General features: G+C 48.7%; 10 protein-coding genes. All 10 read left to right on the forward strand.

Annotation, left to right across the window (positions count from 1 at the left end; translation table 11 throughout):
• The first annotated feature begins 109 nt into the window (after positions 1–109).
• Positions 110–808 carry a 30S ribosomal protein S2 gene (gene rpsB, locus C557_RS0106040; protein ID WP_018750945.1) on the forward strand — a complete coding sequence of 233 codons (699 nt, stop codon included), beginning with the start codon at positions 110–112 and terminating at the stop codon, positions 806–808.
• Between the two features lie 137 nt (positions 809–945).
• A complete protein-coding gene (tsf, locus tag C557_RS0106045; protein ID WP_018750946.1) occupies positions 946–1,596 on the forward strand; it encodes a translation elongation factor Ts in 651 nt (216 codons plus the stop codon).
• Between the two features lie 96 nt (positions 1,597–1,692).
• On the forward strand, positions 1,693–2,421 hold the full coding sequence (pyrH, locus tag C557_RS0106050) for a UMP kinase (RefSeq protein ID WP_018750947.1): 729 nt from the start codon (positions 1,693–1,695) through the stop codon (positions 2,419–2,421).
• Entirely contained in the window at positions 2,421–2,975 is a 555-nt protein-coding gene (gene frr / locus C557_RS0106055; RefSeq protein ID WP_018750948.1) for a ribosome recycling factor, read from the forward strand. The genes pyrH and frr overlap by 1 nt, the downstream gene beginning before the upstream one ends.
• Before the next feature lie 71 nt (positions 2,976–3,046).
• Positions 3,047–3,814 carry an isoprenyl transferase gene (locus tag C557_RS0106060; RefSeq protein ID WP_018750949.1) on the forward strand — a complete coding sequence of 256 codons (768 nt, stop codon included), beginning with the start codon at positions 3,047–3,049 and terminating at the stop codon, positions 3,812–3,814.
• 18 nt (positions 3,815–3,832) lie between these two features.
• Positions 3,833–4,630: a phosphatidate cytidylyltransferase gene (locus tag C557_RS0106065; protein WP_018750950.1), complete on the forward strand. Its 798-nt coding sequence runs from the start codon at positions 3,833–3,835 to the stop codon at positions 4,628–4,630.
• Between the two features lie 72 nt (positions 4,631–4,702).
• Complete coding sequence (locus C557_RS0106070) at positions 4,703–5,842, forward strand: 1-deoxy-D-xylulose-5-phosphate reductoisomerase (RefSeq protein ID WP_018750951.1); 1,140 nt, start codon at positions 4,703–4,705, stop codon at positions 5,840–5,842.
• 91 nt (positions 5,843–5,933) lie between these two features.
• A complete protein-coding gene (gene rseP / locus C557_RS0106075) occupies positions 5,934–7,208 on the forward strand; it encodes an RIP metalloprotease RseP (RefSeq protein ID WP_018750952.1) in 1,275 nt (424 codons plus the stop codon).
• 43 nt (positions 7,209–7,251) lie between these two features.
• Entirely contained in the window at positions 7,252–8,703 is a 1,452-nt protein-coding gene (gene proS, locus C557_RS0106080) for a proline--tRNA ligase (protein ID WP_018750953.1), read from the forward strand.
• A 175-nt stretch (positions 8,704–8,878) separates the two neighbouring features.
• Positions 8,879–13,198 (forward strand): PolC-type DNA polymerase III, encoded by a 4,320-nt coding sequence (locus C557_RS0106090; RefSeq protein WP_018750954.1) that lies wholly within the window; start codon positions 8,879–8,881, stop codon positions 13,196–13,198.
• The last annotated feature ends 667 nt before the right edge of the window (positions 13,199–13,865 follow it).

The raw sequence follows: 13,865 nt of genomic DNA on the forward strand, positions 1-13,865 counted from the left end.
AGATTGATTTCGTCAGGGGTGCTCACTTGTATTGACAAGGAGTCCTGCCGGGAAATGAAATCTCCAGAGGAAGCATCAAACAAAAACCAAACTTAGGAGGTGCGTGAAGATGGCAGTAATCTCCATGAAACAACTGCTTGAAGCAGGTGTGCACTTCGGTCACCAAACTCGTCGTTGGAACCCGAAAATGGATCGTTATATCTTCACTGAAAGAAACGGCATTTACATTATCGACCTGCAAAAAACGGTCAAGAAAGTAGAAGAGGCTTATAACTTTGTAAAGAGCATCGCGGAAGAGAATGGCACCATTCTGTTTGTGGGCACAAAGAAGCAGGCTCAAGATTCCGTAAAGGATGAAGCAGAGCGCGCCGGTCAATTCTACATCAATCAACGTTGGTTGGGTGGTACTCTGACTAACTTCCAAACGATTCAAAAACGGATCGACCGTTTGAAGAAGCTGGAAGCTTGGGAAGAGGACGGCACATTCTCCGTATTGCCGAAGAAAGAAGTTATTATTCTTCGCAAAGAAAAAGATCGTCTTGAAAAATTCCTGGGCGGGATCAAGAACATGAAAGGCCTGCCAAGCGCCTTGTTCATCATTGATCCACGCAAAGAGCGCATTGCGGTAGCGGAAGCCCGCAAATTGGGGATTCCAATCGTAGGTATCGTTGATACGAACTGCGATCCGGACGAAATCGACTATGTCATCCCAGGTAACGACGACGCTATCCGCGCCGTGAAGCTGTTAACTGGCAAAATGGCAGATGCCGTGATCGAAGCTCACCAAGGCGAACAAACGACGGCCTAATGGCCTGACTAATCCGATAAATTAAAATGAAAGGGTGGTTGGAAGGTGTCAAACCTCTCACTACCCTTTTTTTAAAGAGCGAAGGTTTTAGATTTAAAGGGAATTACCCTATATATCGATATGGAGGGAATATAAACATGGCAGTAGATGCAAAAGCGGTTAAAGAACTACGTGAAAAAACAGGTGCGGGCATGCTGGATTGCAAAAAAGCACTTGAGGAAGCAAACGGTGACTTGACCAAAGCGGTTGAACTGCTTCGGGAAAAAGGCCTTTCTGCCGCTGCTAACAAAGCAGGACGTATTGCTACAGAAGGCGTTGTTGAATCTTATATTCACGCTGGCGGCCGGATTGGCGTTATCGTAGAAATCAACTGTGAAACCGACTTCGTAGCAAAAACCGATCAATTCAAAGAGTTCGCACGTGACATCGCCATGCACATTGCGGCTTTGAGCCCGCTTTATGTACGCCGTGAGGAAGTTCCAAGCGATGCCATCGAGAAGGAAAGAGAAATTCTGAAGGCTCAAGCTTTGAATGAAGGCAAACCGGAAAAAATTGTTGAAAAAATGGTTGAAGGCCGTATCGGCAAATACTATGAAGAGTATTGCTTGTTGGAACAATCCTTCGTTAAAGATCCAGACAAAACGATTTCCCAGTTGCTCAATGAAAAAATCAGCACGATCGGTGAAAACATTTCGATCCGTCGCTTCGTTCGTTATGAGTTAGGTGAAGGTCTGGAGAAAAAAGTGGACAACTTCGTCGAAGAAGTTATGTCTCAGGTGAAGAAATAAGCATAAAGCAAACCATCCATAGAGGTTAGGAATGTTGGAACACGTGGTGTTCCTTCTTTTTTAACCTGTGAATGAGTTCATGGTGGAGGTATACATTTGAAACAGCCAGTGTTTAAACGTGTTGTATTGAAGGTCAGTGGCGAGTCGCTGGCGGGTCAAAATGGTTATGGTATCGATGCGGATACCATCGCCTCTATTGCAGAGCAAGTGAAGGAAGTTGTAGAGCTTGGCGTACAGGTGGCTATCGTTTGTGGCGGAGGCAACATCTGGCGAGGCATTGCCGGTAGCGCTAAGGGGATCGACCGGGCGACAGCCGATTATATGGGCATGTTAGCTACGGTAATGAACTCTTTGGCTTTGCAGGATGCATTGGAGCAAATTGAGGTGCCTACACGGGTGCAAACTTCAATTGCCATGCAGCAGATAGCAGAGCCTTATATTCGCCGTCGGGCTATTCGCCATTTGGAGAAAGGCCGTGTTGTTATCTTTGCAGCAGGAACAGGTAACCCGTTCTTCTCTACGGATACGACAGCAGCTCTTCGCGCCGCCGAGATCGAAGCAGAGGTTATCCTTATGGCTAAAAATAAAGTGGATGGCGTATACTCTGCCGATCCATTCGTTGATTCGAGTGCTGTAAAGTATGAGACGTTGACGTATATGGAAGTGCTGAACAAGAACTTGGGTGTCATGGATTCGACAGCATCCTCGCTGTGTATGGATAATGATATCCCGCTGATCGTTTTTGCGATAACCGAGCAAGGGAACATTAAGCGCGTCGTTCTCGGTGAAAGAATCGGGACGATCGTCAAAGGGAGTGTAGACTAATGCCGCAAGCGATTAAAAAACATGCGGAAGAACGGATGGACAAAGCGATTCAAGCCTTGAAGAGAGAGCTGGCCACACTTCGTGCGGGAAGAGCCGCTCCTTCGTTGCTGGACCGGGTTCATGTGGACTACTACGGATCGCCGACTCCAATTAATCAATTGGCTAATATCAATACGCCAGATTCCCGGACTTTGATGATCCAGCCTTGGGATAAATCATCCTTGTCTGAGATTGAAAGAGCGATTCAAAAATCGGATTTAGGCTTGACCCCGGCTAATGACGGGTCACTGATTCGCTTGACTATTCCGCCGCTAACCGAAGAACGTCGGGTTGAACTGGTTAAGCTGACCAAGAAATTTGGCGAAGAAGCGAAGGTGGCTATCCGCAATATTCGTCGTGACGCCAACGATGATATTAAGAAGCTGGAAAAAACGGATATTTCGGAAGATGAGTCACGCCGCCATCAGGAAGACATTCAAAAAGCGACAGATAAATTTATCGCGGAAGTGGATAAGGTCCTAGCTGCGAAAGAGAAAGAGATCATGGAAGTTTAAGAGACATAAAGCAGCCCCTCCTATTACGGTGGGGTTTGTCTCTTTTTCATCACCCGGCTGGAGGAAAAGGAATGATCAAGTTGTTTCAACCCTGGTTGAAAAAGAAAAAGCATCCCAAATCCGTCGTGCTGTCCCCGGATAATATTCCCAAGCATGTCGCGATCATTATGGACGGCAACGGACGTTGGGCGCGCAGGCTAGGTTTGCCGCGTGTTGTCGGTCATCGGTCAGGGATGAAAGCCGTGAAGAGAGCAACTATTGCCGCGGATGAACTTGGTATTTCTGTTTTAACGCTGTATGCTTTCTCGACGGAGAATTGGAAAAGACCCAAGGACGAAGTCGATTTTTTAATGTCGCTCCCTCAGGAATTTCTTGCGGTGGAGCTTGATGAATTGGTCGAAAAAAACGTTCAGGTGCGTATGATGGGACATACGGAAGAGTTGCCCCCGCATACACTCAGCGCAATGAAAGAAGCCATTGAACGGACAAAAAATAATACAGGTCTTATTTTGAATTTTGCCTTGAATTATGGCAGTCGCCGCGAAATTACGGAGAGTGTAAAAGATATAGCCAGAAGAGTACAATCCGGGAAAATTTCCGTGGAGGAGATTACAGCCGACACCATCCAGTCCGGGCTTTTGTCGGCAGAACTTCCGGATCCGGATTTATTGATCAGGACCAGTGGAGAACTCAGATTAAGCAACTTTATGCTCTGGCAAACCGCATATAGCGAGCTGTGGTTTACGGAGATTTACTGGCCCGATTTCGGGAAGGAACATTTGGTTGAAGCCGTAGCGGAATATCAGCACCGTACACGGAGATATGGTGGACTAACCTAGCGAGGAAGGTGTGGACTGGTGAAACAGCGGTTAAATACGGGCATTGTCGCCGGTGGCTTTTTTTTGGGAATATGCTGGTTGGGCGGACTAACCTACCACGTACTTGTCTTGCTTATGGCCTTAATCGGGTTTTATGAATTTGTCCGTATGACCAAGCTGCCTGCCTTTGGGGGTACTGCTATATTGGGTTACCTCAGTGTATTGTACCTGGTCTTCCCGTGGGGGCTGCTTGGAATTGCCAGACCGCTCGATGCGTATGCGGCAATATGGCTTTTTATGTTGTTGTTCCTGGCTGTTACGGTTATTTCAAAAAATGAACAGCCTATCGGTCAAATGGCACTCTTATACCTGGGGGTAGTGTATGTCGGGGTTGGATTTTCATCATTGGCAGAAATGCGCAGCACAGCGGATGGTCATGGACTTTTCTGGACTTTGCTGATGCTGGCTTCCATTTGGGGTAGCGATGCTGGAGCTTATTTTACCGGACGTCGCTTCGGTCGTCATAAGCTTTGGCCGGCAATCAGCCCGAATAAAACTGTGGAAGGGGCGCTTGGCGGCGTTATCATAGCAATCGGGGTTGCCATTTTGTTTGCTCTGGTCTCCGATGGCTTGTTGACGGTTGGACGTGCTGTCTTGCTTGGTGCTTCTGTTGCGGTGGTAGGGCAGTTCGGCGACCTTATTCAGTCGGCCTACAAGCGAGTATACGGCATCAAGGATTCAGGGAAGCTGCTGCCAGGCCATGGCGGGATTTTGGATCGGTGTGATAGCTGGATCGCGGTGTTCCCGTTTATACATATCCTCAGCCTTCTTCCATAAAGGATGTTTTTGTTAGCGGCTTCCCACCACGAAGAATAACCTTTTATATTATGTTTGATTATGAGGTGTAACATGAAAAGAATAGCGCTGATCGGCTCAACGGGATCCATTGGTACGCAAACGCTTGATGTTTTGCGTGCTCATCCCGAAAGCTTCTGTCTGGAGGGAATGGCGGCAGGAACCAATACCGATTTGTTGGTCCAGCAGGTACATGAATTCCGGCCGAAGAAAGTATCGGTGGCAACCAGGGAGCTGGCTGAGCGGGTGCGCCCGCAGCTTCCTGAGAATGTGAAGCTTTATTACGGGGAGCAGGGGCTAATTGAGGTAGCCGCCGGTACAGATGCGGATACCGTGGTCATGGCAATTGTCGGTAGTGCCGGATTGCCAGCAACGTTGGCTGCCATTGAAGAAGGCAAGCAGATCGCACTCGCCAACAAGGAAACGCTGGTTACTGCGGGACATCTGGTCACAGAGCTAGCCAGACAAAAGGAAGTGGCCCTTTTGCCGGTCGATAGTGAGCATTCAGCTATTTTTCAGTGCCTTAACGGAGAAAGAGCAGAAGAAGTAGAGCAGATTACGCTAACGGCCTCTGGCGGCTCCTTCCGCGATCTGACGCGTGAACAGCTCCGGCATGTGACCGTGGAAGATGCCCTCAAGCATCCTAACTGGTCTATGGGCGCGAAGATTACGATCGACTCGGCCACGATGGTCAACAAAGGATTGGAAGTGATTGAGGCCCGTTGGCTCTTTGATCTTCCCTTTGAAAAAATTGGAGTATTACTGCATCCGGAGAGCATCATCCACTCTTTCGTTGAGTATCGTGACGGCAGTGTCATTGCCCAATTAGGGACACCGGATATGCGCGTCCCGATTCAATATGCTTTATCATACCCTCATCGCTGGACTTCACAGGCTCGTCGGCTGTCGCTCGCGGAGGTTGGGAAGCTGCATTTTCGCGAGATGGACTTGGTACGTTTCCCATGTTTAAGACTGGCCTATGAATGTGGTAAAATAGGTGGTACAGCAACCAGCGTTTATAATGCCGCCAATGAAGTGGCTGTCGCTCGCTTTCTCAATGGAAGCATTTCATTTCTGGAAATAGAGACGATTATAGAGAAGGCATTGTCTAGGCATCACGTTCAGTCTTGTCCCGATTTGGAAACGATTCGCGATGCTGACCGCTGGGCGAGAGCAGTGGCCGAGACTCTGTAGCGTGTACAGTATGCTCTTGTGCCTGGTCGGGGAATATTAACTGAAATGAATGCCTGGACGAATCGTGGCCAAAAAAGGAGGATGCTTACGCTTGGAATTACTAAGAATCATATTTTTGACGGTGCTCATGTTTTTTGTCATCGTTACGGTGCATGAATGGGGACATTATTTCTTTGCGAAGCGTGCCGGTATTTTGGTACGGGAGTTTGCTATCGGCTTTGGCCCGAAACTGTTGTCCTTCAAGCGAGATGAAACGCAGTTTACCTTGCGTCTGCTGCCTTTCGGCGGTTATGCCAGAATGGCAGGCGAGGATCCTGAGCTGATTGAGATTGCCGAGGGTCAGACGATTGCAGTGCGCCTGGAGCAAGGCCAGGTACAGAAAATTTACCTGGACCGCCTGGATAGCCGCAAAAATGTTATTCGCGGTGAGGTTCAGCATATCGACCTTGAGGACGATCTGTCAGTCCGCATGAATGTGGACGGGGAAATCCTGAGCTACCCTGTACATCCGCAAGCGATGATGGTCACCAAGGGGCGGGAAACACAGATTGCTCCAAGAGACCGGCAATACGGCAGCAAGACGGTCGGGCAACGCGCTCTTTCTATTTTTGCCGGCCCGTTGATGAATTTTATCTTGGCTTTTGTGTTGTTTGCCTTGCATATTCAAATGGCCGGAATTCCCCTGGAGCAGCCTTCCCATTTGCAAATTGGCGAAGTGGTGAAGGGAATGCCGGCAGATGAAGTCGGGCTGCAGCCCGGAGACATCATAGAGACCATTAATGGTCAGGCGGTGGGCACAGATGCGAACAAGATGATTGAGATGATTCAGGCGTCCAAAAACAAGCCGATGGAGTGGAAGGTTAACCGGGATGGAGCAACCGTTCAGATAACGATCACGCCGCAAGGAGCAAGCGATGAAGACGGCAAAATCGGCAGTACGATTGTTACGGTTTTCCCTACACGCAGTGCGTCGTTTGGAGAAACATTCCAAGTGGCTGGAGAGAGCATGGTTAGTACCACCAAGATGATATTTCTCGGCTTCAAGCAACTGATTAACCAATTTTCAATGGATGATCTGGGTGGACCGGTGCGTACTTTTGAAGTAACCGGGCAAATTGCCAAGCAGGGCATTGCGCAGCTTACCTACTGGGCAGCTATTCTGAGCTTGTATCTTGGAATTTTCAACCTGTTGCCGATTCCGGCGCTGGATGGGAGCCGACTGATCTTCCTGGGCGTTGAAGCGCTGCGGGGCAAGCCGATTGATCCAAATCGGGAAGGAATGGTGCATTTCATCGGTTTTGCAATGCTGTTCCTCTTGATGATTGCGGTCACCTATAATGATATTTTACGGCTGATTCACGGCTGATGCTCAAAAACTTGTGTTTTTTTACGGGAGGAAATAGGTTCTTATGGCAAAAGAGGAGAAACAATTCGTTACGGAGATTACCCCCCAGGGAGAGGACTTCTCCCGTTGGTATATCGATGTTATAAAGAAAGCGGACCTGATGGATTACTCCCCGGTTCGCGGATGTATCGTATTCAAGCCAGACGGCTATGAAATTTGGGAGCATATCCAAGCAGAACTGGACCGCCGCTTTAAGGAAACAGGCCATCGCAATGCTTACTTTCCGCTGTTCATTCCGGAGAGCTTCTTCCAGAAGGAGAAGGAGCATGTGGAAGGCTTTAATCCCGAGCTGCCTTGGGTGACGGAAGCGGCTGGCGAGAAGCTGGAAGAACGCCTTGCAATTCGTCCAACCTCCGAAACGATGGTTGGCCATATGTATGAGAAATGGATTCAATCCTACCGTGATCTGCCGGTGTTGATCAACCAATGGGCGAACGTGGTTCGTTGGGAGAAGCGTACCTTGCCGTTCCTGCGCACAAGTGAGTTTCTGTGGCAGGAAGGGCATACCGCCCATGAGAACGAGCAGGATGCTCGTGAAGAAACGATGCGCATGCTGGAAGTGTACCGCGATTTCGTAGAGAATTATTTGGCTATCCCGGTTATCGAGGGGCAAAAGACACCTTCCGAGAAGTTTGCCGGAGCGGTCGATACTTTTTCGATTGAAGCGATGATGAAGGATGGACGTGCCGTTCAGGCAGGAACCTCGCATTATATGGGAACCAATTTTGCCGCAGCGTTTGACATTCAGTATCTGAACCGTGACAATGTACGGGAATATGTACATACCACTTCCTGGGGAGTAAGCACCCGCCTGATCGGTTCACTGATTATGGTACACGGTGATGATCGTGGACTTGCTTTGCCGCCGAAGGTGGCTCCAAAGCAAGTGATGATTATTCCGATCGGCCCGCCAAAAACATGGGAAGCCGTTGTGAACAGGGCAGACGAGCTGTTTGCTCAGCTTAAGAAGGCGGGCATCCGCGTAGGCATCGATGATCGTGCTGACTTCCGCCCTGGCTGGAAGTTTAATGAATATGAGATGCGCGGCGTGCCAGTACGTCTTGAGATTGGACCACGCGACATGGATAATGGCGTATGTGTCCTAGCCTCCCGTATTAGCGGAGAGAAAAAAGTCATTCAGCAGGATCAATTGGTTGAAGAGGTTACCGCTATGCTGGAGCAGGTTCATCAGGAGATGTATGATCGGGCTAAAGCCTTCCGTGAAGAGCATTTCTATAGCGTTGATACGCTGGATGAAATGAAGGCAAGCATTGAAGAAAAACGTGGCTTTACCTTAGCCGGATGGTGCGGCTCGGAAGCTTGCGAACGTCAGGTTAAGGAAGAGACGGGAGCAACTAGCCGTAACATTCCGTTTAAGCCGGCAACGACGAAGCACACCTGTCTCGTCTGCGGGGAAAAGGCGAAACATACGGTTGTTTTTGCCAGAGCCTACTAATGAATGAGCTTGTTTGGCCATGGAAGCAGGGGAGCTTCTGACCGGGCAAAAGCAAGCAGCCACCAAGGCTTTCGGCAGACTGGGATCAGCAGGCTTATAGACCTGCTGGCCACTGCCGGAAGCCTTTTTCTGTTGTAGGTTAGGAACACTAGCAAGCAAGACGGAGGGAGAGAATATGACCGGGATAGAGGAGAAGAGGAATCGGCTCGAACTGTTGATGAAGCAGGCGGAAGTGCCGGAGCCGCTCATTGATCCCTATTTTCTCGATGGACATATTGAGAAGGTAGAGGTCAGCCGCAGCAATCGGGAATGGAAGATTACGATTGTCAAGGATACACTGGTGCCGTCTGAAATTTATCGTAGCTATTGTCTTAGAATCAAGGAACGGATGGAGCATATCGCTGCGATATCCTTCAAGTTTAAATATGGTCCTGACTTGACTGTCAAGGAGATTGTTAGCGAATATTGGGGGTTGTTCATCGAGTGGGTTAAGCGTCAAATTCCATCCGTTAACGGGTGGATGGCCCGTGCCAGATTTGAGGTAGAACATGATTTGATATCCATTACACTTGGCGATGCTACCGCTTTGGAACTAGCGAACAAGAAGCAAATCGATAAAGCGGCGGCCGCTTTTTACGAAGCTTACTTTGCACTATCTTTACGCGTTAAGCTGCAGGTAGGAGAGAATCGAAATGAAGCTGTTGAGGAATTTCAGCAGCGCATTGTTGAGGAGAATCGCGAAGTCATTCAGCAAATGATGGAGAGTGCAGCGGCTGAAGCACCTCCGGAGGAAATCGTTGACGGGGAAGTTATCAAGCTGCAGCTTGGATACGATATCAAAGAGCAGCCTGTGCCTATTCAACAGATTCAGGATGAAGAGAAGAAGATTACGATTCAAGGAACTGTTTTTGGCTTGGATCGTAAGGAGCTTCGCAACGGGAATACCCTGTTTATGTTCTATCTGACGGATTTCTCGGATTCCTTGCAAATGAAATTGTTTGCCAAGAACAAAGATGATCTGAAGGTGATGGGCCAACTCGCCAACGGCAAATGGATTAAAGCACGCGGCAAGGTAGAGATGGATCGTTTTATGACGGTTCCCGAGCTAGTCATGATTCCTTCGGATTTATGTGAGATATCTGCACCGCCGGGACGGAAAGACAATGCTCCTGAGAAACGTGTGGAATTCCATTTGCATACCACCATGAGCACGATGGATGCTGTTACACCGATTGGGGATTACGTGAAATTGGCTGCAAAGTGGGGACATAAAGCCATAGCCGTTACGGACCACGGCGGGGTTCAATGTTATCCTGATGCGGCCAAGGCGGCCAAGAAGAACGGGATCAAAATGATCTATGGTGTCGAGGCGAACGTGGTCAACGATAATGTTGCGGTTGTATTGAACTCGCGCGACGACAATCTGAAGGCCGCGACCTATATCGTATTTGATATAGAAACCACGGGGCTGTCTGTCACGCAGAACAAGATTATTGAGATTGCTGCTGTGAAGATGGAAGATGGCAAAGAAGTTGATCGCTATGCCACTTTCGTTAATCCGCATGTTCGTATTCCCTACAATATTCAACAATTGACGAACATTAACGATGAGATGGTCAAGGACGCTCCTGAGGCAGAAGAGGTGCTCAAGCAATTCGTGCAATTTGCAGGCGATGCGGTGCTGGTGGCCCACAATGCCCGTTTTGACGTCGATTTTGTCAATGCCAAGCTGAAGGAACTGGGTTTACCCGAGATGACTAACCCGGTACTGGACACGTTGGAGCTTGCACGGATGCTGTTCCCGACGATGAAGAATCACCGGCTCAACACACTGGCCGCCAAATATAAGGTTTCATTGGAAAATCATCACCGGGCCATCGATGATACACTTGCTCTTGGTGAAATTTTGAATGGCCTGCTTGAGGATGCCAACAAAATGGAGGGGTACACGACTCTGGATCGCCTCAATGATAAGGTGGGTAAGGATTTATCCAACTCCCGTCCATTCCATTGCGGCATCTATGCTCTAAATGCTATCGGCAAGAAGAACTTGTTCAAGCTGGTCTCGATGTCGCATACCGAATATTTCAAGCGTGTGCCCTGCATTCCTAAATCGAAGCTGGTAGAGATGCGTGAAGGCTTATTGATCATGTCCGGCTGCGAGAAGGGCGAGTTCTTCGAGGCCGTGCTGAACAAATCGGTAGAGGAAGCTGAAGTTGTAGCCGAATTCTATGATGTTCTGGAAATTCAGCCGCTGACGATGTATATGCATTTGGTCGAAAAAGGACTGGTTGGCAGCAAGATTGAACTGGAGACGGCTGTCCGCAAAGTGGTGGAGATTGGCATGAAGCTGGGCAAGCCTGTCGTGGCTACCGGCAATGTGCATTATCTTGATCCCAAGGACAAGCTGTTCCGCGACATTACGATTCACGGAATAACTGGCTTTAGTCCGCTTAAGGATATACGCAAACCCGATGCGCATTTTCGTACAACAGACGAAATGCTGGAGGAATTTGCTTTCCTGGGTGAAGACAAGGCCCAGGAAGTAGTGGTGAAAAATACAGTGGCTTTGGCAGAGCAGTTCGAGGAACTGGAGTTGTTCCCTGACAAGCTATTTACCCCTATTATCGATGGGGCGGATGATGAGATTCGCGAGACCTGCTATAATACGGCAAAATCAATTTACGGAGACGAGTTGCCGGAGGTCATCATCAAGCGGTTGGAGAAGGAACTTGAGCCAATTATCAAATACGGCTTTTCCGCCAACTATCTCATATCCGAAAGATTAGTGAAGAAATCCAACCAGGATGGTTATCTCGTTGGTTCACGGGGGTCTGTTGGTTCTTCTGTAGTCGCGTTGTTCCTCGGGATTTCCGAAGTCAATCCGCTGCCAGCCCATTATATCTGCCAAAATTCCGAGTGTCGGTATAGTGAATGGTTCCTGGACGGCAGCGTACCAAGTGGCTTTGATTTGCCTGACAAGGATTGTCCGCACTGCGGCGGCAAGCTGAAGGGCGAGGGACAGGATATCCCTTTTGAAACCTTCCTGGGCTTTAAGGGAGACAAGGTGCCAGATATCGATTTGAACTTCTCAGGAGAATACCAACCGGTGGCGCACAATTATACCAAGGTACTGTTCGGAGAGAAGAATGTATTTCGGGCAGGTACGATTGGTACTGTTGCCGAGAAGACCGCCTTTGGCTTCGCCAAGAAATACGAGGAGGATCACAGCAAAGAGTGGCGGGGGGCTGAATTGAATCGCCTAGCAGGCGGGTGTACCGGAGTCAAGCGCAGCACGGGACAGCACCCCGGCGGGATTGTGGTTGTGCCGGATTACATCGAAGTAGAGGATATTACTCCTGTGCAATACCCTGCTGATGATACAAGCTCAGAGTGGAAAACCACGCATTTTGACTACCATGCCTTCGATGCGAATCTGTTGAAGCTGGATATTCTGGGGCACGATGATCCGACGATGATGCGGATGCTGCAGGATTTGACCGGAGTTGATCCAACGACCATTCCCATGAATGATCCGAAGGTCATGAGCATGTTCAACTCTACCGAAGCACTTGGCGTGGAGCCGCAGCAAATTCGTACGCCGGTAGCTACGTACGGTGTGCCGGAAATGGGGACGAAATTTGTACGCCAGATGCTGGTGGAATCACAGCCTTCCTCGTTTGCCGACTTGCTGCAAATCTCCGGTTTGTCGCATGGAACGGGGGTTTGGCTGGGCAATGCGCAGGATTTGATCAAGAACGGAACATGTAACATCAAAACAGTAATCGGTTGTCGTGACGACATTATGTTGTTTTTGATTTATAAAGCCGGGATGGATGCGGGGCTGGCTTTTAAGATTACGGAGAGTGTTCGTAAGGGCAAGGGGCTTACGCCGGAATGGATTGAAGAGATGAAGAAATGCAAGGTTCCGCAATGGTATATCGATTCTTGCTTGAAGATTCAGTACATGTTCCCGAAAGCCCATGCTGCGGCCTATGTTATCTCTGCGGTACGGACTGCTTATTTCAAACTATATTATCCTATTGAGTATTATGCGACCTACTTCTCTGTACGCGGGGAGGATTTTGATATCGAATTGTTCTGTCAAGGGTATGAAGCTATTTATCGCAAGATTGAGGAAATCGAGCAGAAGGGCTTCCAGGCATTGCCGAAGGAGAAAAGTATGCTCTCGATCCTGGAAATGGCACTTGAAATGACGGCGCGGGGCTTCCGCTTCAAGCCGATTGATCTGTATCGGTCCGATGCAACCAAGTTCACCGTGGACGGCGATTCACTGATTCCCCCATTCTCGGCATTGGGAGGGATTGGGGAGAACGCCGCCAAAAATATTGCCGCAGCGAAAGATCAAGGGGAGTTCTTGTCTATTGAGGACTTCCAACAGAAATCGAAGGCGAGCAAGACGATCGTAGAATTGCTTAACTCGATGGGCTGCTTCCGCGGTTTGCCCGAAAGTAATCAATTGTCATTATTCTAAGATTACCGTATACAGGGTAAAGATGGATCAAGTGCCCGAAAAACACCTCTCAGGTTCTTCACCTGAAAAACCTGATGTTTGGTTGAGACACTTGAGGTTAATCGTCCACTTAACGGAAATCCTCCAGCTAATATTTTACGGCTGTTGGCTTTATGAACAATTAGCTGGAAATTCTCCATATTATTTTGCCAAAAACACTGAAAATGGACCTGAATCACGGATTTATAGGGATGTTTTCCAGATAAATAGCGAAATTCAGTCCATTTAGGCAAATTAGCAGGAGGATTTCCCATTAGTGTGCTTGGCATCCTGGGGGCACTGAGAACAATTAGGCATCCTAGGCCGGAGGACTACGGGCGGACCTGCCCTTTTCCCTGGCCACCACCACAGGTGATTCCTGTTCAGGAAGGCCCGGCTGAATTCAAGATTCGCTGTCGAATCAGCTTCTTGTATAGGCCACGTGATCCGAAGATGATTTTTTGAACAACCATTTCAGTGAAAGTTCAAAAAAACAGGTTTGGAGCACCAAGAAGATTGGATGAAGTTAGGGAGTGAGTAGCGGAGCGTAGACAGATCTACGTGAGCAACGGAAGGCCCGGCTGAATTCAAGATTCGCTGTCGAATCAGCTTCTTGTATAGGCCACGTGATCCGAAGATGATTTTTTGA

It is taken from the genome of Paenibacillus sanguinis 2301083 = DSM 16941 (genome assembly GCF_000374825.1).
GTDB lineage: Bacteria > Bacillota > Bacilli > Paenibacillales > Paenibacillaceae > Fontibacillus > Fontibacillus sanguinis.